Raw genomic sequence first — 21840 nt, 5'->3', positions numbered from 1 at the left:
CTCTCCCGTCTAAATTGAATAGTTATATTCCGGTGTAATCCGTTTCAGGAATTGTTGGGTACGTTCCTCTTTGGGGTGGTTAAAAATGTCGTCCGGTGTGCCTTCCTCGATAATATGACCGCCATCCATAAATACCACATGATTTGAAACATCGCGCGCAAAGCCCATTTCATGTGTAACGACAATCATCGTAATGCCTTCCTTCGCAATCTTGCGGATCACCGACAACACCTCACCCACCAGTTCAGGGTCCAGCGCCGAAGTCGGCTCATCGAACAAAATCACTTCCGGGTTCAGCGCCAAAGCACGCGCTATGCCGACACGCTGCTGCTGCCCGCCGGATAGCTGGCTTGGATAATGATTTAGCTTTTCACCCAGACCGACCTTTTCCAGCACTTCAATGCTAATTTTTTTCGCTTCCTCCTGCTTGACCTTGCGGACAACGACAAGTCCTTCCATGACATTTTCCAGTGCTGTTTTATGCTTGAACAAATTGTATTGCTGGAAAACCATAGCCGTCTTTTGGCGTAGAGCCAAAACATCCTTCTTCGCAGGTCGCTTGCAGTTCACTGTAAAATCTCCAATGCTGACTTCCCCATCATTCGGCTTTTCCAGATAATTAATGCAGCGTAGCAGAGTCGTTTTTCCTGAACCGCTCGGGCCTAAAATAACGACGACCTCGCCTTTGTTCACGGTCAAATCAATGCCTTTAAGCACTTCATGTTTGCCGAACGACTTCGTAATATTTTGCAGACGGATCATGATGCTCGACCTCCATTAAACACATTGATTTTTTTCTCCACCAACCCAGATATTCGCTCGATCAATACCGTCAAGCCCCAAAATAGCAGTGCAGCTGCGATATATACCTCCAAATATTTCCAGTTGGTAGATGCCAGAATTTCAGCCTGTGCCTGGATTTCTGTGACAGAAACCGTGAAAGCCAAGGTAGAGCCATGAAGCATCCCAATAACGGAATTCGTCAGATTTGGCAAACTCACCACGAATGCCTGCGGAAATACAATCCGTCTCAGCACTTGCCACGTCGTCATCCCGACAGCATAAGCCGCCTCGATCTGCCCCTTGTTGACCGATTGAATTCCAGAACGGACGACCTCAGACATATACGCGCCACTGGTAATGGAAAACGAAATGAGTGCAAATACCATATAAGGAACATCTTTGGATTGCAGCGGCCAGCCGAAATGCTTCGCTCCCGCATCAATTAACAAAGGCAAACTGAAATAAATAAGCAGCAAATGCATCAGCATCGGTGTGCCACGGATAAAGGTAACGTAACCGTGGGAAACCTGGGACAACACAGGAACCTTATAGATTCGCGCCAGCGCCGTTATCATACCGATGACCAACCCTGCCAGTACAGAAACCACCGTAATCATTAAGGTGTTGGGCAACGCGGAGAACAACCCTAAAAAGGCAGTATATATAAATCCAAAATCCAGACTCATATGCCTTTACCTCCTTTACTCAGACGAGGACTTCTCAGGTAGCGCACCACAAAACTTTTTCGTTTTTCGGGTTCTTTCTGCACTTCATCCCGATGCTCATGCCGGAGAAGCGTATTTTCCAGCACCCTGAACAATTTTTGTAAAATCAGACTGATGACCAGATAAATAAGGGATAACGCGATGTAGGTTTCAACAAAATGCTGGGTAGCCGACCCTAATGTCTGTGATTTCCCTGTCATCTCCATCGCTCCGATTGTAAATGCCAGCGAGGTATCCTTCAGATTGCCAATCACCAGATTGGAAAATATCGGAATCACCACAGCCAGCGCTTGCGGCATTATGATACGTGTAAAGGTCTGATAGCCTGACATGCCGACGGACTGTGCAGCCTCGATTTGTCCTCGGTCTACTGCCTCTACTCCTGACCTGATAATTTCGGAAATAAAGGCTCCACTATTGAGTGCGTAGGTCGCTACAGCAAACCACAGCACATCCCATCTGGAGGAATTGATATCTACCAGCTTTAGTAGCTCTGGCAGGCCGTAATACACCAGAAACAATTGGATTAGAATAGGTGTTCCGCGAAAAAAGGAAACATACACCTGAGAAACACGTTTGAGAAATGGAATGTTATACATGCGAGGCAGCGCAACCAACAGACCAATGATAAGCCCCAATACAAGCGAGCTTGCTACAATAAACAAGGTGATGTGTAAGTAAGACAGCATTTTCGGGATAAAGCTAAAAACATAGTCAATATTGAACTCTCTGCTCATATGCCTGCCTCCTTTCTATACATCAGCGGTCAGAATACATAGAGTACCCTGACCGCTGAAATGTCCAAGTCTATCCTTACTTTTTACTGCTGTTACCTTCCTTTTTCACATCTTCCAGAGACTTCGTGAAATCCTCTCCAAGCCATTTAATGCTCAGCTTCGACAGCGTACCGTCGTCCTTCACTTCCTGAATGGCTTTGTCCAGGTCATCCGCCAATCCTTGCTCATTTTTATTCAGTACATACAGTACATCCGATTGAGTCAAAGGATCACCAACGGTTTTCAGAGCTACTTCTCCTTTTTCATCGGTGTTAAAACGGTTCGCAAAGTCTGTCGTAACGGTAGCATCTATACGGCCACTCGTAATTTGTTGCACCGTATCATTGGCCGCACCACTCGTATAAACGATATTCAGGGCATCTCCATGGTTTTTGTTATATTCTTTTAGCACATACGCCGCATTACTGGTTGGGCTGGTAAGTACCTTTTTCCCTTTCAAATCATCAATGGAATGAATGGTATTGTTATCCTTCGCTACAGCGACTCTGTTCAGAAAAATGCTATATGGATTTTTGTTGAACAGATACTTGGCTTCACGCTCCGGGTTTTTTTCCATTTGATGCGATACCAGATCAATCTTGCCGGCATCGAGACTTAGCAGCAAATTTCCAAAGTCCATCGTTTTGAATTCAAATTCGTATTGAGGTAGGCGCTTGTCCAGCTCCTTGATCAGTTCCACATCAAAACCTGTTAAATTTCCGTTTTCGTCAATAAAGCATACATTTTTGAATTGAGTACCTGTGCCTACGATAATTTTTTTCACGTCTCCGCTTGAACCTGACGCACTGGACGCGTTATCTGAGGAACCGCAGCCTGCCAACACCAGGATGATTGCCATAACAGACAATATTGCAAACCACTTTTTCATATGAATCCCCCTCATCTCTTTGTATATCAGCAGTTTGCGACATACATGGTAGCTATAACATTCTATTATGCATAATTCCTATAAGTTTAATCGGTTTTAGGATGTGATTAATTTAACACCTGGATACCTATACGTCAATCCACCAAGCTATAGAACTTTTCTATAACAAAACAGCACTCCGGAAACCTTCTGTCAGTGCATCTGCAAAATCTGAGGTTACTGCACAGTCTTCTTTGGTCGCAATTATGCTAATCTGCATCGACACCCTAGCTATCTCTGGAACATGGATACGGAACAGTTTCTGATCTTTTACTTCACGGTTCACACAGACATCTGGCAAGAAGGCAATACCCGCTTCTTCCAATACCAGCTTTTTGGCCGTGACCACATTGTCTACCTGAAAAGCAATGTCTGGTGGCTGCTCCAGTGATTCAAAAGCGCGATGAATTCTCATCCAATCTAGTGATCCGCATTCAAAAAACACCAGTGTTTCACGTTGAATATCCTGTATGCTGGCCTTTCCTGTCTTCATAAACGGATGGCCGTCGTATACATACAGGGAAATCGGATCTTCATAAAAAGCAAGCGTACGGATAGCCGGATGCATCACTTTACGGACAAAACTAATGTCTACCTCACGGTTCAACAGTTTATGTACCAGTTGATCCGTCGTTGCCGTCACAATTTTGTAGTTAACCTCTGGATAACGGGCACGAAGCTGCTTTAATATCTCTGGAATAATGTAGTTCGACACCGATATCGTGCAGCCAATTCGAATTTGTTGAGGGGCTTTCTTACGCTGTTGGAGCTTTTGCTTCCCTTTTTGCAGCACCTGAAGCATCTGCTCCGCATAAGGAAGAAACTTTCGTCCATACTCCGTCAGAACCGTTTGCTTGCTTTGACGGTCGAACAGCTTACATTCTAGCTCGCGCTCTAGCGTCTGAATCCGGGCTGTAACAGAGGGCTGGGACAAGAACAAGGCTTCTGCCGCCTTATTAAAGCTCCCATAATGATTCACGTATACAAAGGCTTCCATATTCTCGATATTCATACGCAAGTCCCCCAGTAAGTTTTATATACATTTATCCAATAAGTTAACTTGGTTTTTTGTATCATAAAACTCACTGAACGACCTGTCAATGGAAATATTGAAAATATCTATAATTTTAATAGCTCATTTAGTTCTTTAACAGAACGTTCCAACCGTGCAACCAATTCTTCGGACAACCCGTATGCTCCATCTGGCAGACGCTCGACCCACTGATCCACTGCATATACCCCGCCAAGAATATGTCTTCCGCCCAGTGCATTAATAACCGGCTTCAACGCATAGTCAATGACCAGCAGGTGAGCCAGTGTACCTCCGATAAATAAAGGCAAGACAGGTTTCCCTCTTAGCCCCTCCTGCGGAACCAAATCCAGGAATATTTTCAATAGTCCTGAATAGGACGCCTTATAGACTGGAGAAGCCACAATAACGGCATCCGCTGCTGCAATCAATGCAAGTGATGCTGTGACGTCGGGGCTGTTAAAGTTAGCTGTGACCAGATCCTCCGCTGGCAAGTCGACCACATTCAGTAATGTGACCTCCGCTCCAGCCTGCTGCAACTGCTCCGTTGTATAGTTAATCAAGCCGTATAAACGGGATTGTGTAGACGGACTGCCTGATAGGATGACAACCTTGGACATATTTTTTCCTCCTTCTGTTATGCGTCAACCTTCACTTTGGATCTGGCTGCTGTATAGCGGTTCTCAGGAATAGGCACTCCCAGATTTTCGCGCAGTGTACTAAATTCATATTCCTGACGGTAAATACCGCGTTCCTGCAAAATAGGCACAACCAAATTTACAAAGTCATGCAGACCCGATGGTACATCAGAACCAATAATGAATCCGTCTGCTCCTTTTCTATCAAACCACTCCTGCACTCGATCCGCCACCTGCTCAGCGGTTCCGATAAAAGAGGTTCTCGGTGTAGCTGAACGCAACGCAACCTCGCGTAAGGTCAAGTTTTGTTCCTTGGCTACTCGTTTGATTTTATCTGTACCGCTGCGGAACGCATTGCTGCCAATACCATCAAGCTCAGGGAATGGCTCATCCAGCGGATATTGTGAGAAATCATGATGATCGAAGAAACGTCCCAAATATTTTAGCGCAGCCTCAATCGTCACCAGATTAGTGATCTCTTCATACTTACGTTCCGCTTCCTCCGTTGTATTGCCAATAATCGGCGATATGCCCGGCAAAATGACAATATCCTCTTCGGATCTACCATAGCGTACCGCACGTTCTTTCACATCACGATAAAACTGCTGCGCTTCCTCTAACGTTTCATGTCCTGTAAATACAGCATCCGCTTCCTTAGCGGCCAGGTTTTTGCCATCCTCGGAGGAACCTGCCTGGAAAATAACCGGCTGTCCCTGCTTGGATCGTCCAATGTTCAGCGGACCCTGCACAGAGAAAAACTCACCTTTATGGTTCAATGTATGCAGCTTTTCAGGATCAAAAAATACTCCAGCTTCCTTATCACGAACGAACGCATCCGCTTCCCACGAGTCCCACAGTCCTTTGGTAACCTGTAAATATTCCTCTGCAATTTTATAGCGCTGCGGATGCGACGGGTGCTCGCCTTTGCTAAAGTTAAGGGCAGAGCCTTCCAGCGGGGAAGTCACCACATTCCAGCCTGCACGACCTCCGCTAATATGATCAATGGAAGAAAACTGGCGTGCTACCGTGAACGGTTCGCTATAGGAAGTCGACAATGTGCCGACCAGTCCGATATGCTTCGTCACCCCAGCCAAAGCGGACAAAATCGTAATTGGTTCAAAACGGTTTAGAAAGTGGGGAATGGATTTTTCGTTAATGAACAGGCCATCTGCGATAAATACGAGGTCAAACTTTCCTTCCTCTGCCTTTTGTGCCTGCGTTTTATAAAATTCAAAGTTAACACTCGCGTCCGCAGGTACTTCAGGGTGACGCCAAGTCGTCATGCTTCCCCCAACGCCGTGAATAATCGCACCAAATTTAATTTGTTTATTCTTAGCCATAACTCTTCCACCTCTCTTGAACATGATTGTTATACCACTTGATTGTAACTTTCCAGCACTTTACCCAACTCTTCCAGATCCGGGTTGAGCAGGGCTTCATATTTGTTATCCCCGCCTACTTCGACGACAGGAACATAACGAACACCATATTTGGTTTCCAGCACGTCACGCAGCGCATCATTTCCGTCCACTTGGATATTTTCATACGGCTGATTTTGGGATTCCAGGTACGATTTGATCTCTCCACAAAAATGACAGCCGGTTTTGCTCCACAATACAACTTTAGGTTTGGACGACATATACATACCTCCGTGAGCTTAATGTTTATAATTCCGATGAATTAAATAAGGATTATATTTATAATGTATCCTGCCGACCCTTTTCCGTCAATCGCTTGTGTAATAGACATTGCTAATTCAACGATAGAAAATTTTAATCTTATATCGTATTTAATCGGTTTATTGGTAGCTCAGTTATTTAAATTTAGGGGAATTGGAGTTTAAATGTGCCTTGACGCGGATATCCTTGGAATAGTAGCGCCCTTGTGGCGAAATGAAATGGGGTTGAGTAAATGCAGGATTGGGCCGAGGTTGCTATACGCACATTAATGGCTGTCGCTATATTATTTTTAATCACCAAAATTCTTGGAAAACGTCAGGTATCCCAGCTTTCCTTGTTCGAATATATAACAGGAATCACGATAGGTAACCTGGCTGCTACCATTCCTATGGAGCGTGAATCCACCTGGTATCTAGGCCTCATAGCCTTGTCAGTATGGGTACTGACAACACTTGGCATTGAATATTTGCAAATTAAAAGCAAGAAAATCAGAGATATAACAGATGGAAGGACAACAATCCTGATCAAAGACGGCAAAATTTTAGAGGATAATCTGAGAAAGGAACGGCTCACCCTGGATGAACTCATGGAGCAGCTACGAAGCAAGAATGTATTCAAAGTATCTGATGTAGAATTTGCTCTCATGGAAACCAGTGGCGAAGTCAATGTGCTGTTAACCAAAGACAAGCAGCCTGTGACGCTTAAAGATTTGAATATGTTTCAGCTACCGGAGAAGGAACCCACAGCAGTCATTATGGATGGACAACTTATGGAGCAACAAATGGCATATATGGGGATTACTCAACAATGGCTGGATGCCAAGCTAAAGGAAAAGAGCCTGACGGTCAAAGATGTGTTTTTCGCGCAGGTGGACACGCAAGGGGAGCTATATATTGACCCATACAGTGATAATGTACAGATGTCCAAGGCACAGGATTCGAATCAAGCTGTGCTGACGCTGCTGCAGCAATGTACAACCGAGCTGCAAAAACTGGCTACGAATTCCAGCGAACAGCAAAGGAAACAGTTGTATGAGCTATGCTCACACAACTTGAAGGAAGCTATCCAGGAAATGCAGCCGGTAAATTCATCTAAGTCCTGAGCACATACGCATATGCCATAAGAGTATAAGCATGGGAGTTAAAAAGGAGCGTCCTTCAGCCGCTTATGGCTTTGAAGACGCTCCTTTTTATATTACTGTGCCGGTGTACATTTCACAGTTGTTGCTGCCTTTCATTCCTTGCCGGCGCAGCGGCAGCATAACCGTAAATACCGTTCCTTCTCCCACCTTGCTGGATACAGAGATAGAGCCGGTATGCATCTCTGTTATTTTATAAGCAATGGACAGTCCCAAGCCGCTGCCTCCTGCAGTTCGGGCCCGTGACTGGTCTGCTTTATAAAACCGTTCAAAAATGCGTTGCTGATCCTGTTCGTTGATGCCCTGTCCCGTGTCCGCAATGCGGATAACCGCCTGTTCACCGTTACTTGAAAGAGAAACAGATATGCTTCCACCCTGTGGTGTAAATTTAATGGCGTTGTGAAGGAGATTTACCCAAACCTGGCCCATCAGATCCTCGTCCGCGTTGATCTCAACGATATCCACCTCAACAGTCATCTCGATTTTTTTAGCCTCCCATTGCGGTTCGCAGGCGAGAATAAGCGAAATTAGCTGCTTGTCCAGCCGATAAAGGGACGGACGAAACAGATGCCGCTCCGAATCCAGAATCGCCAGCTTCATGAGATTATCGCTTAGCTTGGATAGACGAATACACTCCGTCTCGATGATCGTCAAATACCGGTCTCGCTGTTCACGATCCAGATTCTCGTCCTTGAGCGCCTTGGCGAATCCGATTATCGAGGTCAGCGGTGAGCCGATTTCATGGGATACGTTTGAAATAAACTCCTCCCGCAGCTTTTCCATAGCCTTCAGATTTGCAGCCATATCATTGATACTGTCCACCAACTGTACATAAGGATGCGGCCTCCGATGTTTTCCGTTCCTCCCGCCGAGATCCCAATCCAGATTAATGTGAAAGTCTCCTTGCGAAATACGTTTTAAAGCATCGATCATTTCGGTAAAAGCGTGCTGTTCTCTAGGCTGGAAGAAGCGCCTTACCGTCATACTGATAATACCGAAGAAGAAAAAGCCTAGCGTCGTATTCATAAGAAAGACGAACAAACCATGGGGAGCCCATGACATGTGCGAATAGATCGCCTCCATAATAAAGAACGCGGCAGTCCAGCTGAGATACAGCACCAATAACACCAGCATGAGTCTCGCAAGGATATGGAGGAATCCCGGTTCTCGTTTCATTGCCTTACCTCCAGCCGATAACCCAATCCTCGGATCGTACTGATCCGGAAGGAGTGGCTTGCCTCCGGAAACCGTTCCCGAAGGCGTTTGATATGGACATCAACCGTTCTTTCGTCTCCCTCATAATCATAACCCCAGATCTGTTCGATCAACTGGTCGCGGGTAAAGGTTTTGCCAGGATAGCTGGCCAGCTTGAAGAGCAGCTCAAATTCTTTGCGCGGCAGGGTAAACTCCTTCTTTTCAGCCCGGCATTCAAATGTATCACTCCGCAGGACAAGATCTCCGACAGTCACTGATTTGGAAGCCATGATACGATAACGTTTTAATAAAGCCTTCACGCGTGCAACAAGCACCATGGGGTCGAATGGCTTGACAAGATAGTCGTCCGTTCCGAGCGCGAAACCTTTCACGATCTGTGTCGTCTCGCCTTTAGCTGTAAGCATAAGCAGCGGCAGGTCGGTTTGCTCTCTCAGCTTACGACACAACCCCCAACCATCCATTCCCGGCATCATGATATCAAGAACAAGTAAATCGACCTTGATTTGATCAAAAATGCGCATCGCGTCCAATCCATCCACCGCCTCGACTACCTCCAGACCTTCCATCCTCAAAAAGTGTCCGACCAGTTCGCGAATATGCGGATCATCATCAACGACCAATACACGCGCCATTTCAATCCCCCTAACTAGTTCTGCCTTAAATCTCTCATCCTCGTCAAGAAGACTGCCATCTTATGCTTTACGCATATATGCACGCACCGTAAGCGGCGCGAAAATCGCCACAATGACTGTAGCGCCAAGCAGGGAGATCGCCAGTTCCCCGCCAATCGTTCCCGTATTCGCAAGCTCCCTGACTGCGTTCACAAGATGTGAAATCGGGTTGACGTTCACAAACCACTGTAGCCAACCAGGCATTGTGTCCACAGGCACAAATGCGTTGGAAACAAAAGTGAGCGGAAACAGAACAATCATGGAGATGCCCTGTACACTGGAAGCAGTGCGGGCAATCACGCCAAAGAAGGCGAAAATCCAGCTGACTGCCCAGGAACACACGATGACCAAAAGCGCGGCGATAGCAACACTCAGCAGCCCTCCCTCTGGCCGATACCCCAAAATATACCCCATGGCGAAGGTAAGTACAGTCGCAATAGTATACCGGATACTGTCAGCCAGCAGAGCTCCAGCCAAAGGCGCAATACGTGCGATTGGGAGTGACTTGAACCTGTCGAACACTCCTTTGTCCATATCCTCACGTAGTTGGACGCCGGTAACGACGGAGGTCGAGATCACAGTCTGCACGAGGATGCCTGGAATAATAACCGGCAAATAATGCTGCACGTCTCCTGAGATGGCGCCACCAAAGATATAGGTAAACATAAGTGTGAAAATGATCGGCTGGAGCGTGACATCAAACAATTGCTCGGGAGTATGCCGGATCTTCAGAATGCCCCGGTAGGCCATCGTCATGGAATTGAAGAACGCCTGTCTGAAACTCACAGACTTCTTCAAAGTGCGATCAAAACCTGTCATAACCGTAGTGCTCTTCATGCTCTCGCCCCCTCCCCAGCATGCGCTCCTTGGGACGTCTGCTGCTCGTTTACTTGTGCCCCATGACCAGTGATGGACAAAAACACCTCGTCAAGCGTCGGCTTTTGCACACTCATTTCTGCTAGACGAATCTCTCCAGTACGGAGGGCAATCAGCAGGTCCGTTACCCGATCTGCATTGGCCATCGGAGAAATAATCTTTCCAACTTCCACTGACACGCTGGACTTGACTGAAAGCACCTGTTCAACGATCTGAACAGCTCTCTCAATGTCCTGTTGATTTTGCACTTTGAGTTGCAGAGTCGACGCCCCCACTGCCGCTTTCAGTTCATCCACCGTACCCTCAGCGACTACCCGGCCATGATCGATCACCGCGATTCGGTCAGCAAGTTGATCCGCCTCGTCGAGGTACTGGGTAGTGAGCAGTACGGTGGAACCGGTCTTGACCAGACGCCGGATCGTGTCCCACATCTTGACACGCGTGCGCGGGTCTAGTCCGGTAGTCGGCTCATCCAGGAAGATCAGCGGCGGCTTAGCGATGAGACTGGCGGCCAAGTCCAGTCGGCGGCGCATGCCTCCCGAAAAATTTTTTAACGGTCGCTTGGCTGCTTCGGCCAAGCCAAATTCCTCCAACAGCTCCGCTGCCTTATGACGCGCCTCGGCACGTCCCAGTCCAAGCAGTCTAGAGAAGATGATCAAGTTCTCAGTAGCGCTAAGCGACTCATCGACCGATGCGTATTGGCCTGTTACCCCGATCAATTGACGCACAACCTGCGGCTCCTTTACTACATCGTGCCCGAAGATACGCGCTGATCCACCATCAGGTCGCAATAACGTTGACAGCATTCGGATGGTAGTCGTCTTACCTGCTCCATTAGGGCCGAGCACACCGTAGATCGTGCCAGCATGGACATTCAAATCGACACCGTCAACCGCATGCTTATCACCAAAAGTTTTAACGAGTCCCCTTGCTTCAATGGCCAAGGTCTCTTTTTTGTCTGTATAATCCACATTCATATCCTCCCTATACGGTTTCTATAGCGAGGATAACCCACGTTTATGAACTGAATATGAATAGAAAGATATTGAACCTATTTACACTGTAAAAAAATAATCTCGTTCTACCTTGCTCACTCTTAAACCAAATGTTTTATACCACTCGGATTTCCCTTTTTCCTGCGCTACCTTGTGCAGCTCGTTATGTTTCCAATTTTTTATAGCGTCTAGAGACTCCCAATAGGAAACTGTGATGCCTACTCCATTGTGATCACGAACACTTTCCACACCTAGAAAACCAGGCTGCTCGGCAGCCAGTTCCACCATTTTGTCTCCCATCACTCCGTATCCGCCATCTCCTTCCGTACGTTCAGAAGTAAAGATAGCCGCATAATAGGGTGGCCGAGGAGTTTTAGCAATTGAGTTCATATGTTCCTCCTAAAACAAAAATATATAACCTTTCTTTCATTTGATTATAATCATAAATATTAAATAAAAAAAATGAATATATCTGATATGATACATGAATATATTTCATTAAAAAAATAGGAGTGAACAGGAATTTGTTTAAATATAAGATTTTTCTTTGCGTAGTTGAAATGGGAAGTTTCACAAAGGCCGGGGAAGTTTTAAATCTTACACAATCGGCAATCAGCCATGCGATCTCTGGATTGGAACATGAATTAGGGTTGACTCTTCTGATCCGAGGTCGTTCAGGCATCAGATTGACCAATAACGGAGAAAGATTGATGAAGCAATTTAGAGAGATCGTACAAATGGACGAAAAGCTCTACCAAGAGGTAGCTCTAATTAAAGGATTGGAAATCGGAACCGTAAAGATCGGCACATTTTCAAGCGTCTCTATTCATTGGCTGCCCCGTATTCTAAAAAAATTCAATGAGCAGTTTCCTCTTATTGAAATAAAACTGCTCGATGGGAACTACCATGAAATTGAGAGCTGGATAATCAGTGGGGAGGCTGATTTCGGCTTTGTGAACCTCCCCACGCTAGACACATTAGAGGCGTTGCCCTTAAAAGAAGAAAGCATGCTTTGTCTACTTCCTTCCGATCATATTCTGGGAAAGCAAGCCTCCATTCGAGTAGAACAGCTCAGAGATGAGCCTTTTATTATGCCTGTTGCAGGCTGTGACACCGATGTAAGGAATATTTTTTCACAGCATAATATGTCACCTAAAATCAAATATGAATTAGAAGATGACCATGCGATTATGGCTATGGTGCAGAATGGACTAGGCGTGAGTATTCTTCCTGAAATGATCCTGTCTCACATTCCTTACGACATCTCTATTCGTCCATTGGATGAGAGGCATTCCCGTACTATCGGTATCGCTACCGCTTCCTTAAAAAATGTTTCTCCAGCAGCTAAAAAATGTATGGACTTTATTAATGAATGGATCAACTAGCTTCATCATGTCGGCCAAGGAAGCGGATTTTCAAAACTGGACCAGTCCATATCCATTTCATTATCGTTCAGCAGACATTCATCTAGCTCTTCTTCCAAGTCCGGTCGATTCATTCCGATACCGATCATGACGATTTCGTTCATGCGATCGCCCCATTGTTCATCCCATTGGTCCAGAGCCTCAGGGTCAGCTGCAACGATCTCCTGCCGTTCTTCTTCGGATAATGCAACAAGCCAGCTTCCCGCAGGGCCAAATTGAATAGATGGTCCTGCCTGACTAATACTCGCTGCCCAATCCTGCGGGGTTGCAATCCAGGCCAAACCTTTGGCGCGAACGATCTCCTCCGGCCAATAGTTCATAAATTCAGCCAATCTTGCAGGATGAAATGGTCTTCTACGACGATATACAAAGGAATTTATCCCATATTCGTCCGTTTCCGGTGTATGGCTTTCAAGCTCCAGCTCCCGAATCCATCCAGCGGATTGACTAGCCTTGTCAAAATTGAACAGCCCTGTATTCAAAATGTCCGAAGGAGCGACCTTTCCCTTGGAAGTACGAATGATTCGGGCTTCAGGCTGTAATCTCCGCAGCACACCCTCCAGCTTATCCAGCTCAGCAGACTGAACCAGATCGCACTTATTCAGAATCAATACATCACAGGTTTCAATCTGGTCTATGAGCAAGTCCGAGATATCACGCGTGTCGTCTTCACCAGTAGCCTGCCTGCGATCCAGTAACGTTTCTCCTGATTCAAAATCATGCCAGAAACGGTTCGCATCGACTACGGTCACCATGCAATCCAGTTTTGCCAGCGATGCCAAATCAATGCCAGTTCCTTCATCGGCGTACGTAAAGGTTTGAGCGATTGGCACAGGTTCACTGATGCCTGTAGATTCGATTAAAATATAATCAAACTCGCCTTGTTCCGTCAGTTTCTTGACCTCCACCAATAAATCTTCACGCAATGTACAGCAAATACAACCATTAGACAACTGGACCAGTTTTTCTTCTGTTCTGGACAAGCCGCCCTCTTTTTTAACCAGCTCAGCATCTATATTCACTTCACTCATGTCATTGACGATGACTGCCACTTTCATTCCGTCCCGATTGTTTAATACATGATTCAAAATCGTTGTTTTTCCTGCACCCAAATATCCGCTCAACACTGTTACTGGTATTGCTTTCTTATTCATCGCTGGTACGCTCCCTTGAATATCGGCTTTTCATTTTCATTTTCATTTTTTAAATCGTAATAATTACTATTAACACCAACTTTCAGTAATATACAGCATCCCTTTTGCCTTGTCAACCGTAAAAAAACTCTTGAAATGAATGACCTAAGTTATTATTAATATGAGAAATAACGATATTTAAAGAGTTTTATTTTTTAAAGCTATAGATCAGGTTCGTGGAAATATGCAAAAACTGGCGACCGTAGAAGCAACACAATCTCTGGAAGTTCTTTTTGCATTAATGGGAGAATTAATCTTTTTGTTTTAGCGCATATATATTTTTTCCATGGTCGTTCAAATGTGGATCAGGCACCAGAAAAAAGCAGCAGATCAAAGAGAGGCTCCTGATCTGCTGCTTTTTGCCGATGATTTCTAACAAAGAATGATGCTTTATGACGAGTACAAAGTATTATTACCAAGCGTAGGCTTCTGGCGCAGGTTTTCCTGGACCTGGAAAAATCTCATTCAGCTTGGCAAGCACTTCCTCGCTCAATTTGACCTCAGGTACCCGTAGAGCATCCTCTAACTGTTCTAAGGTCCGTGGTCCGATAATTGGAGCCGTTACAGCCGGATGGGAAAGTACCCAAGCCAGTGCAATCACGTCTTCCTTTTCACCCAGCTCGCGGGACAATGCTGCAAATTGCTCCAGCTTCATACGATTCTGCTCCACCTTTTCCTTGGCGCGTGCGCTGCGGGAACCTGTACCAGCTAACGCATTCCGTCCCAGCAGTCCGCCCGCCAACGGGCTCCATGGGATCACACCCAGCCCCAGCTCTTGAGCTGCCGGTAATACTTCAAGCTCGGCGGAACGTTCGTTCAAGTTGTACAAATGCTGCTCGGATACAAGCCCCAGAAAACGCCGTGCCTTCGCTTCGGCCTGCGCCACCGCAATATGCCAGCCCGCAAAATTACTGGAACCGATATAACCAACTTGTCCCCGATCCACCACGGACTCGAATACGCCCCACAGCTCATCCCATGACACGTTTCGGTCAATGTGATGCATTTGGTATAGCTCTACATGGTCGGTCTGCAGACGTTTCAGAGACGCATCCAAATGGCGGCGAATTTTGTAAGCAGACAAGCCTGATCCTGCATTGGGTCCGTCATGTTCATTTTTCATATCTCCGTATACCTTCGTTGCCAACACGACCTTCTCGCGTCTTCCGCCGCCCTGCTGGAACCAACGTCCGATAATTTCCTCTGTCCAACCTTTACGGTCATGGCCATATACATTAGCCGTATCAAAAAAGTTAATGCCCGCATCCAGTGCGGCATCCATAATTTTAAACGCATCCTTTTCTTCGGTTTCTGGTCCGAAATTCATCGTCCCCAGACATAACCGACTCACCTTTAAGCCTGACTTTCCTAAGTATGAATACTCCATACTACCTCCCGCCTTTGCTTAAGGATTTTAAAATTCCGCAAAATTACATGCCAAAAAAGACCATACTCCGTTTATTCACCAGAACAAACCGCATTGAAACACCCCCAAATGCAATTTAAAGTTTGGAGAGCGCATGCAAAAAGGCCTCCGCACCATGCCGAAGCATAACATGCGGAGGCCACCTCCCCGTACTACCCGCCGAATATTAAAAGAAGGTGACTTTACGGCGGATGCCAGCAGAGCGGCTCACTTCAGCCCCCGTAACTCATTCTTTTTTTAACAATCAAGGAATTAATTTCGTTTCTTTCGCTCGCTCAGCCATTTTTTTCGTATGCTTGCTGAGCGGCTTCTTCAACACCAATCCAAACAGGAAGCAAACACCGATAAATACAAACAGCATCACCACATCCCGTATCACCGTTGAAGCCAACATCCCTCCTACTGTCTCTCGTAACAGACTAACCGCATAGGTAAATGGTACAAATGGATTCAGCGCCTGAAAGAATGGTGTACTCGTCGCAATCGGGAACGTCCCTCCTGAACTGGAGAATTGAAGCACCAGCAGGATCACCGCCAGTCCCTTGCCGATATTGCCGAACACAGAAACTAGTGTATAGGTCATCGCCGTAAACACCAGACTGATCAGCATAGAGGACAGTACAAAGGCTACTTTGGCATCCACATACGCCCCGAGCAGGAACAAGTCACCGAGAGATACGCTCAGCGCCTGAAAAATACCAATTGTGGAGAATGTCATCAGCCGTCCGAAATACACTTGGTAGCTTTTAAATTGTCCTTCCGGGTCATCCACATCTACCCTGAACATTGATACCAGTAGCATCGCACCTACCCAAATCGACAATGTAGTGTAAAAAGGGGACATCGCAGAACCATAGTTAGGGATTGGATATATCCGTTCCTGCTTCAACGATACCGGACTGCCGAGAAACTCACTTTCCTTTTTCACATCCCCCTTGAGCAATGCAATAGCGCGTCCGAGTGCATTTTCGCCCTTAAGCTTGCGAATGGTATCTGCAGCCTGACGTATGGAATCCTCGGCAGCTGGAAGATCGCTCCTTACAAAATTGGCTACTTGGTGCACCGCTTTTTCCGCTTCAGGAAATTTATTTTCAATTAAGCCAGCCATTTTGACAAACTGTTGTTCCGCTTTGGGCAAATCATTACGCACAAAATCTGCCGCCTGATGAATTTTACTTTTAACCGTCGGCAAATCGTTATTTACGAAGTCTGCTGCTTTGTTCACAGCATTCGTAAACTCGCCCATACGTCCCTGAATCGTTGTCGCCGCTTCATGCAGTTTCTGACGGTATTGTGGCAGATCCTGCTGGAGACGTGTTAGCTCTTGCTGGCCGAATTCTGCTGCAGCCTGTGCGTCATTTAATAGCTTTTCAATATTCGGTAGCTGCTCTTGAGCTGTAGTCAGCACATTGGCAGAATTGCGGGCAACGGATTTGATCTGATCTAGCGCCTTTTGAATGGCGGGTGCATACTCCGTATCATAATTGCCCAAAATGCTGTCAATTCCGCTACTGATTTCTCCAGCAAGGCGATCAGTGTCATCCAGCAGATTTTGCGCGGGCTTTTCACCGCGCTGGATGGCATTCCCGATACTAGTTACTGTGCTATTCAGACGGCGGAAACGATCCTCCACCCCGCCCACACGGGAAATAAGTGAATCCAGAGGTTGACTTGGCAAGTATCCGTTCACACGGTTCAGCAATTGAGAAATATGATCCAGCACCCCCACGGCAGTTGTCAGCCTACCGCTGACACGATTCACCGCAGCTTGTGCTGCTTTAGGATCAAAATCCACACCACGAATGATGTCTGTAATCTGAGAAACCTCATTCGCAATTTGTTGTACCAGTTGTAAATCTTCTTTAACTACTGTACCTATCGAATCAAGCGCACCCTCATTTTTGTCCAGAAATTCAAGTAAACCGGTTGTAAAGTCCTTGCCTGTGTCCGCTATCTGCTGTACTTCTGGCAGTGCCCTCTGGGCAGCATTAATAACTTTAAGAGCCGTTTGCGTATCCTCCAGGGCGGTGGTCAGTGCGCTTTCTACCTTGCTAAAATTTTGATCCAGTTCAACAATTCGATCACCAGCCTTTTGAATATCAGGTAGTCTTTTTTGGATATCTAAAATAACAGCGGCTACCTTGTCCAGCTCAGGCATGTTTTTGTCAATTTTGAGCACCAGGTCACCGGCGCGGTTAATTTCAGGAATTTTCTCCTTCAATGCGATAATCTTTTGTCCCTGCGCCTTAATTTTCGGCAAATTTTGCTCCAGCTCCAAGGCCTGTTTGCCCAACCTATCGATATCCGGTAGTCGATTATTTAGCTCCAACACCCGGTTTTCAATGTTACGAATTGTCGGGAGTTCCTCCTCCAACTTTACTCCAGCTTCCTTCAACTTCGTCAATACCGCCTGGCTGGCAGTTTCAATAAAGTTTTGGCTAATCTGGTTCGTCAGAGAGGTTGCCCCCGAAGATGTAATTTTTGGAGCTACTGCATTAATTTTTTCATTTACAGCGTAATCAATTTCCGGCTTTTGCGGATTTTCCGTCAGCACACTCGTAATTTTCTCTGAAAAGTCTTTCGGGATCAGCAGGCTGGCATAATAATCACCATCCAACACACCTTTCCGTGCTTCCGCTTCATTGACAAAAGTCCAACCCAGCTTCTTGTTATTTTGAAGGTTATGCAAAACCTCATCGCCGATATTAATCTTCTTACCATTTACTTCTGCACCCTGATCTTGGCTGGTTACTGCAATTTTAATTCCAGATGTATTCGCATATGGATCCCACATCGCTTTCAAATTCACCCATGCATAGACGGAAGGCAAAAGAATGATGCCAATGACTAATAAAGTCCCGGTCGATACTTTGAATACATTTCTCCAGTCTGTTAAGTAGATTTGCCATATCTTCCGCAACTTCATCACTCCTTGTATGTACATTAACCTGTCGTCCATTGTTGTATGCACACGTATTGTAAACGATTCGAGCGAATGAAGCCAATCCTGTTACAATATATGCCAAAAGCGTATGGGTCTTATAGAGATCATAGGCTTTTTCTTGCCCCAACTCAAAGAAGCCCTTCAGACCTAATAAATAGGCTCGAAGAGCTTCCTTCTTATACATAGTTATCCATTCTTCAGCAGTCTGGCCGCCGAAAATGCTGCGCCATGACGCAACTTCCGCTTCTCCAACCGTTTGTGCAGCGAACGATTATACAGAACCTGAATGACAAAATACGAGATAATGCCCAGCACCACACCGAAAATCGACATACCGATCAGGATGTGCAAGCCTCCGTGCAACAAGTCTCTGAATACAGACCAGTTGCCGTGAAACAGCTCCATAAAAGAATGCTCGTGAAGTCGTCCGCCCCTGACATGTACCGGATAATGAGATGGATAAATCCAAGCCCCCACTTGCTTGGCGAATGGCATCAGTACAATTGGTAAAAAGGTCAGCTTACCTACAACGTTACCCACGATGGCCGCAGGCAGCGAGCCGCCAGACAGACGAACAATCGGATAAAAAACAAGGTATACCAGAGAAGCCGTGGAAATCACAATCATCTCCAGCGCAAAGCCAATGGCGAAGCCCAAGGAGATCTTTTTAACTCCTCCAGGGGCGCGCAACAGCTTGATGAAATTCAGCCGAATCGCACGCCCTATATTTTGAAACATATTATAGTTCTTCTTCGATTTATGAGGTTTGAGCCTTTTCGGATTGAGCTTTATCAATAGGAGGACTCCTTCAACAGTACAATTCAAGTTCAGGAATGAGTATTTACACTCCCATCCTTACTTATGTCTATACTGTCATTATAACCCTCAGCGTTCGAAAAGCAATGCTATTCCGCCTGTTTCGCCGTTTTAGGACAGAATTCGCTTGTAGACATCGTTCTGGAGAGGTACAATGTCCCAAATCTCAGCCGCGTATTGCTGAATCGTACAATCACTAGAAAATTTACCGGAGTGTGCCATATTGACAATAGCACGCCGAGCCCACTCCGAGGGATTCCGATACACCTGTTCAATATGAACCTGCGTATCCACATAGGCTGCGAAGTCCTTGAGCACAAAGTATTCATCATTATGATCAATCAGGGATTGATAAATGGCCTCAAATTCCCGTTCATGCCGCGTAAAAGGAGCATCGTTCACGAGTTGATCCAGCACTTCACGCAGTCTTTCGTCACTGTTGGCTGTTTTGCGCGCCGAATACTGGCCGTTCCGGTAATATGCCTCGATCTGATCCACCTTCAATCCAAAAATGAACATGTTGGCATCGCCTACCATTTCATGCATTTCAACATTGGCTCCGTCCAATGTACCTATTGTGAGCGCACCGTTCATCATAAATTTCATATTGCCTGTGCCTGAAGCTTCTTTGCCTGCCGTGGAAATCTGCTCACTGACATCCGCCGCAGGAATAATCAGCTCCGCCAGTGAGACCGAATAATTTTCAAGGAAAACGACTTTCAGCTTGTCCTTGACTTCCACATCTCGATTGATCGTGTCCGCCACGTTATTAATGAGCTTGATCGTCTGTTTGGCGAGAAAATAACCGGGGGCGGCTTTGGCTCCAAAAATAAATGTGCGTGGCGTCACATCCAGGCCCGGATTACTTTTAAGCTGGCTGTATAGATGCATCACATGCAAAATATTGAGCAGCTGTCGCTTATAACCATGCAACCGTTTGACCTGTACATCAAAAATGGAGGACGTATCCAATCGCACGCCCTGTTTTGCAAAAACATGCTCAGCAAGCCTGACTTTATTATTTCGCTTAATCGCCTGTATCCGTTCTTTGAACGTCTCGTCCCCACTGTAACGAAGCAGGTCGATGAGCTCCCTTGGACGGGTCCTCCAGCGTGTGCCGATCGTCTCATCGTACAAGCTTGCCAGCTCCGGGTTGGCGTGCATCAGCCAGCGGCGATGGGCAATCCCGTTTGTTTTATTGTTAAAACGGTCAGGGTACAGCTCGTGAAACGACTTCATCTCTCGTTCCTTTAATATTTGCGTATGCAGCGCAGCCACCCCATTAACGCTGTAGCTGCCGACGATTGCCAAGTGGGCCATACGGATTTGTTCACCGTGAATAATCGCCATTTCACCAATTTTGATGTCCTGGCCTGGGTAACGCTCCAGTAGCATAGCGCAATAACGTTTGTTAATTTCTTCAATGATTAAAGAAATACGAGGAAGCAGCTCCCGTACCATATTAACAGGCCATTGTTCCAACGCCTCACTTAATATCGTATGATTCGTATATGAAACGGTTCGCGTCGTAATATCCCATGCTTCGTCCCAGCCCAAGCCCTTCACGTCCATCAGAATACGCATCAGTTCCGGAATAACTAGGGTCGGATGTGTATCGTTAATGTGCAGTGCTATTTTATCGGGCAAATGGCTATAAGGTAAACGAAGCTTCTCAAACGTACGCAAAATACTTTGTAATCCGGCCGAGCACAGGAAATACTGCTGCTTCAAGCGAAGCAGCTTTCCCTCATAATTGGAGTCGTCCGGATATAGAAATGCGGAGATAGATTCCACCGATCGATTGTAGTCGAGAAAGCGGTAATAACCGCCCTCGCCTCGAATCGGTCCTCGAACGGGATCAAGCGCTGATTCCGCACTCCAAATCCGCAGCGTATTCACCTGTGTATGACCATAGCCTACCAGCGGAATATCGTAAGGGACAGCCCAGACCGTTTCAGCATCCTTTGTCTCGAATACAAGACGTCCCTCCTGTTCGTGGGTTTCCACTCTTCCCCAAAAATGAACCTCGACCTTTTTATCAGGACGACGTTCCTCCCAGACATTCCCTTTCTGTAGCCAGTAATCCGGCAGTTCAACCTGATTGCCGTCCACAATACGCTGTTCAAACAGACCATATTTATACCGGATGCCGCAGCCATGTCCTGCATAGCCAAGGGATGCCAGCGAGTCCATGAAGCAAGCCGCCAGACGGCCGAGACCCCCATTGCCTAGCCCCGCGTCCGCCTCCTGTTCTTCAATTTCCTCCAGATCCCAGCCCAGTTCACCCAATGCCTGCCGAACCATATCCAGTACGCCCAAATTCAGCAGATTACTGCCCAGTAGACGACCTATCAAAAATTCCAGGGAAAAATAATAAATCTGCTTCTCTTGTCCTTCTTTATAGGCTTGGTTCGTTTCTGCCCAATTCTTGCCGACTTGTTCACGAATCATGCCACCCAAAACCTTATATACGTCTTCCGACTGAGCCTCCTGCATCGGTTTGCCCAGCCTTCCGACCAGTTGCTCTCGAAAAGCCTGCTTAAATGCTTCTTTATTGCTGAACAAAGTTGTACCTCCTGTTAT

At 46.3% G+C, this 21840-nt stretch carries 20 protein-coding genes and 1 pseudogene; 3 read left to right on the top strand and 18 right to left on the bottom strand.

Annotated elements, in window-relative coordinates:
* Positions 1–9: 9 nt before the first annotated feature.
* From ACWA2B_RS21825 to ACWA2B_RS21790, 8 genes are all read right to left on the bottom strand, one after another.
* Positions 10–762 carry an amino acid ABC transporter ATP-binding protein gene (locus ACWA2B_RS21825; RefSeq protein ID WP_029519121.1) on the bottom strand — a complete coding sequence of 251 codons (753 nt, stop codon included), beginning with the start codon at positions 760–762 and terminating at the stop codon, positions 10–12.
* Positions 759–1469: an amino acid ABC transporter permease gene (locus ACWA2B_RS21820; protein ID WP_029519120.1), complete on the bottom strand. Its 711-nt coding sequence runs from the start codon at positions 1467–1469 to the stop codon at positions 759–761. The genes ACWA2B_RS21825 and ACWA2B_RS21820 overlap by 4 nt, the downstream gene beginning before the upstream one ends.
* Entirely contained in the window at positions 1466–2245 is a 780-nt protein-coding gene (locus ACWA2B_RS21815; protein ID WP_029519119.1) for an amino acid ABC transporter permease, read from the bottom strand. The genes ACWA2B_RS21820 and ACWA2B_RS21815 overlap by 4 nt, the downstream gene beginning before the upstream one ends.
* A gap of 76 nt (positions 2246–2321) precedes the next feature.
* On the bottom strand, positions 2322–3173 hold the full coding sequence (locus ACWA2B_RS21810; protein ID WP_029519118.1) for a transporter substrate-binding domain-containing protein: 852 nt from the start codon (positions 3171–3173) through the stop codon (positions 2322–2324).
* 160 nt (positions 3174–3333) lie between these two features.
* A complete protein-coding gene (locus ACWA2B_RS21805) occupies positions 3334–4224 on the bottom strand; it encodes a LysR family transcriptional regulator (protein WP_029519117.1) in 891 nt (296 codons plus the stop codon).
* 107 nt (positions 4225–4331) lie between these two features.
* Positions 4332–4862 (bottom strand): NADPH-dependent FMN reductase, encoded by a 531-nt coding sequence (ssuE, locus tag ACWA2B_RS21800; RefSeq protein ID WP_029519116.1) that lies wholly within the window; start codon positions 4860–4862, stop codon positions 4332–4334.
* A 17-nt stretch (positions 4863–4879) separates the two neighbouring features.
* Entirely contained in the window at positions 4880–6220 is a 1341-nt protein-coding gene (locus ACWA2B_RS21795; protein ID WP_029519115.1) for an LLM class flavin-dependent oxidoreductase, read from the bottom strand.
* A 29-nt stretch (positions 6221–6249) separates the two neighbouring features.
* Positions 6250–6519, bottom strand: a complete 270-nt coding sequence (locus ACWA2B_RS21790) for a glutaredoxin family protein (RefSeq protein WP_029519113.1) — start codon at positions 6517–6519, stop codon at positions 6250–6252.
* Between the two features lie 272 nt (positions 6520–6791).
* On the opposite strand from ACWA2B_RS21790, the gene ACWA2B_RS21785 reads away from it, so the two are divergent.
* The gene (locus tag ACWA2B_RS21785; RefSeq protein ID WP_069010217.1) at positions 6792–7661 is read left to right on the top strand and encodes a DUF421 domain-containing protein; all 870 of its coding nucleotides are present in this window, start codon (positions 6792–6794) and stop codon (positions 7659–7661) included.
* 87 nt (positions 7662–7748) lie between these two features.
* Here ACWA2B_RS21785 and ACWA2B_RS21780 read toward each other — a convergent pair whose 3' ends face one another.
* The 5 genes from ACWA2B_RS21780 to ACWA2B_RS21760 form a co-directional block, all read right to left on the bottom strand.
* Entirely contained in the window at positions 7749–8873 is a 1125-nt protein-coding gene (locus tag ACWA2B_RS21780; protein WP_165147288.1) for a sensor histidine kinase, read from the bottom strand.
* Complete coding sequence (locus ACWA2B_RS21775) at positions 8870–9544, bottom strand: response regulator transcription factor (RefSeq protein WP_165147291.1); 675 nt, start codon at positions 9542–9544, stop codon at positions 8870–8872. The genes ACWA2B_RS21780 and ACWA2B_RS21775 overlap by 4 nt, the downstream gene beginning before the upstream one ends.
* A gap of 60 nt (positions 9545–9604) precedes the next feature.
* Positions 9605–10420: an ABC transporter permease gene (locus ACWA2B_RS21770; RefSeq protein ID WP_029519108.1), complete on the bottom strand. Its 816-nt coding sequence runs from the start codon at positions 10418–10420 to the stop codon at positions 9605–9607.
* The gene (locus ACWA2B_RS21765; protein WP_165147309.1) at positions 10417–11436 is read right to left on the bottom strand and encodes an ATP-binding cassette domain-containing protein; all 1020 of its coding nucleotides are present in this window, start codon (positions 11434–11436) and stop codon (positions 10417–10419) included. Before ACWA2B_RS21765 ends, ACWA2B_RS21770 begins: the two co-directional genes overlap by 4 nt.
* 78 nt (positions 11437–11514) lie before the next feature.
* Positions 11515–11844 carry an antibiotic biosynthesis monooxygenase family protein gene (locus ACWA2B_RS21760; RefSeq protein ID WP_013310063.1) on the bottom strand — a complete coding sequence of 110 codons (330 nt, stop codon included), beginning with the start codon at positions 11842–11844 and terminating at the stop codon, positions 11515–11517.
* A 134-nt stretch (positions 11845–11978) separates the two neighbouring features.
* On the opposite strand from ACWA2B_RS21760, the gene ACWA2B_RS21755 reads away from it, so the two are divergent.
* Complete coding sequence (locus ACWA2B_RS21755) at positions 11979–12839, top strand: LysR family transcriptional regulator (protein ID WP_029519105.1); 861 nt, start codon at positions 11979–11981, stop codon at positions 12837–12839.
* Positions 12840–12844: 5 nt separating this feature from the next.
* On the opposite strand, the gene ACWA2B_RS21750 is transcribed toward ACWA2B_RS21755, so the two are convergent.
* Positions 12845–14032 (bottom strand): GTP-binding protein, encoded by a 1188-nt coding sequence (locus ACWA2B_RS21750; protein ID WP_069010219.1) that lies wholly within the window; start codon positions 14030–14032, stop codon positions 12845–12847.
* 184 nt (positions 14033–14216) lie between these two features.
* Between ACWA2B_RS21750 and ACWA2B_RS21745 the strand changes: the two are divergent.
* Positions 14217–14333, top strand: a pseudogene (locus tag ACWA2B_RS21745) (multidrug resistance efflux transporter family protein); the annotation flags it as partial.
* A 150-nt stretch (positions 14334–14483) separates the two neighbouring features.
* Here ACWA2B_RS21745 and ACWA2B_RS21740 read toward each other — a convergent pair.
* The 4 genes from ACWA2B_RS21740 to ACWA2B_RS21725 all read right to left on the bottom strand — a co-directional run bounded on the left by ACWA2B_RS21740 (position 14484) and on the right by ACWA2B_RS21725 (position 21822).
* Positions 14484–15458 (bottom strand): aldo/keto reductase, encoded by a 975-nt coding sequence (locus ACWA2B_RS21740; protein WP_029519103.1) that lies wholly within the window; start codon positions 15456–15458, stop codon positions 14484–14486.
* Between the two features lie 283 nt (positions 15459–15741).
* A complete protein-coding gene (locus tag ACWA2B_RS21735; protein WP_069010220.1) occupies positions 15742–18417 on the bottom strand; it encodes a YhgE/Pip domain-containing protein in 2676 nt (891 codons plus the stop codon).
* Positions 18418–18627: 210 nt separating this feature from the next.
* Complete coding sequence (locus ACWA2B_RS21730) at positions 18628–19179, bottom strand: DUF2062 domain-containing protein (RefSeq protein ID WP_049817076.1); 552 nt, start codon at positions 19177–19179, stop codon at positions 18628–18630.
* A 189-nt stretch (positions 19180–19368) separates the two neighbouring features.
* On the bottom strand, positions 19369–21822 hold the full coding sequence (locus tag ACWA2B_RS21725; RefSeq protein ID WP_069010221.1) for a glycogen/starch/alpha-glucan phosphorylase: 2454 nt from the start codon (positions 21820–21822) through the stop codon (positions 19369–19371).
* Positions 21823–21840: the final 18 nt, after the last annotated feature.

The sequence above is a fragment of the Paenibacillus sp. CMM36 genome (genome assembly GCF_053570945.1).
Note: the sequence above shows the minus strand (reverse complement) of the source record. Positions and strands in the feature narration are given on the sequence as shown.

Bases quoted from the DNA above. Each gene is read 5' to 3' on its own strand.
- ACWA2B_RS21765 (WP_165147309.1), bottom strand. From the start codon at position 11,436: ATGAATGTGGATTATACAGACAAAAAAGAGACCTTGGCCATTGAAGCA.
- ACWA2B_RS21750 (WP_069010219.1), bottom strand. From the start codon at position 14,032: ATGAATAAGAAAGCAATACCAGTAACAGTGTTGAGCGGATATTTGGGT.
- ACWA2B_RS21740 (WP_029519103.1), bottom strand. From the start codon at position 15,458: ATGGAGTATTCATACTTAGGAAAGTCAGGCTTAAAGGTGAGTCGGTTA.
- ACWA2B_RS21770 (WP_029519108.1), bottom strand. From the start codon at position 10,420: ATGAAGAGCACTACGGTTATGACAGGTTTTGATCGCACTTTGAAGAAG.
- ACWA2B_RS21810 (WP_029519118.1), bottom strand. From the start codon at position 3,173: ATGAAAAAGTGGTTTGCAATATTGTCTGTTATGGCAATCATCCTGGTG.
- ACWA2B_RS21820 (WP_029519120.1), bottom strand. From the start codon at position 1,469: ATGAGTCTGGATTTTGGATTTATATATACTGCCTTTTTAGGGTTGTTC.
- ACWA2B_RS21790 (WP_029519113.1), bottom strand. From the start codon at position 6,519: ATGTCGTCCAAACCTAAAGTTGTATTGTGGAGCAAAACCGGCTGTCAT.
- ACWA2B_RS21780 (WP_165147288.1), bottom strand. From the start codon at position 8,873: ATGAAACGAGAACCGGGATTCCTCCATATCCTTGCGAGACTCATGCTG.
- ACWA2B_RS21825 (WP_029519121.1), bottom strand. From the start codon at position 762: ATGATCCGTCTGCAAAATATTACGAAGTCGTTCGGCAAACATGAAGTG.
- ACWA2B_RS21760 (WP_013310063.1), bottom strand. From the start codon at position 11,844: ATGAACTCAATTGCTAAAACTCCTCGGCCACCCTATTATGCGGCTATC.
- ACWA2B_RS21730 (WP_049817076.1), bottom strand. From the start codon at position 19,179: ATGTTTCAAAATATAGGGCGTGCGATTCGGCTGAATTTCATCAAGCTG.
- ACWA2B_RS21785 (WP_069010217.1), top strand. From the start codon at position 6,792: ATGCAGGATTGGGCCGAGGTTGCTATACGCACATTAATGGCTGTCGCT.
- ACWA2B_RS21775 (WP_165147291.1), bottom strand. From the start codon at position 9,544: ATGGCGCGTGTATTGGTCGTTGATGATGATCCGCATATTCGCGAACTG.
- ACWA2B_RS21795 (WP_029519115.1), bottom strand. From the start codon at position 6,220: ATGGCTAAGAATAAACAAATTAAATTTGGTGCGATTATTCACGGCGTT.
- ACWA2B_RS21805 (WP_029519117.1), bottom strand. From the start codon at position 4,224: ATGAATATCGAGAATATGGAAGCCTTTGTATACGTGAATCATTATGGG.
- ssuE (WP_029519116.1), bottom strand. From the start codon at position 4,862: ATGTCCAAGGTTGTCATCCTATCAGGCAGTCCGTCTACACAATCCCGT.
- ACWA2B_RS21815 (WP_029519119.1), bottom strand. From the start codon at position 2,245: ATGAGCAGAGAGTTCAATATTGACTATGTTTTTAGCTTTATCCCGAAA.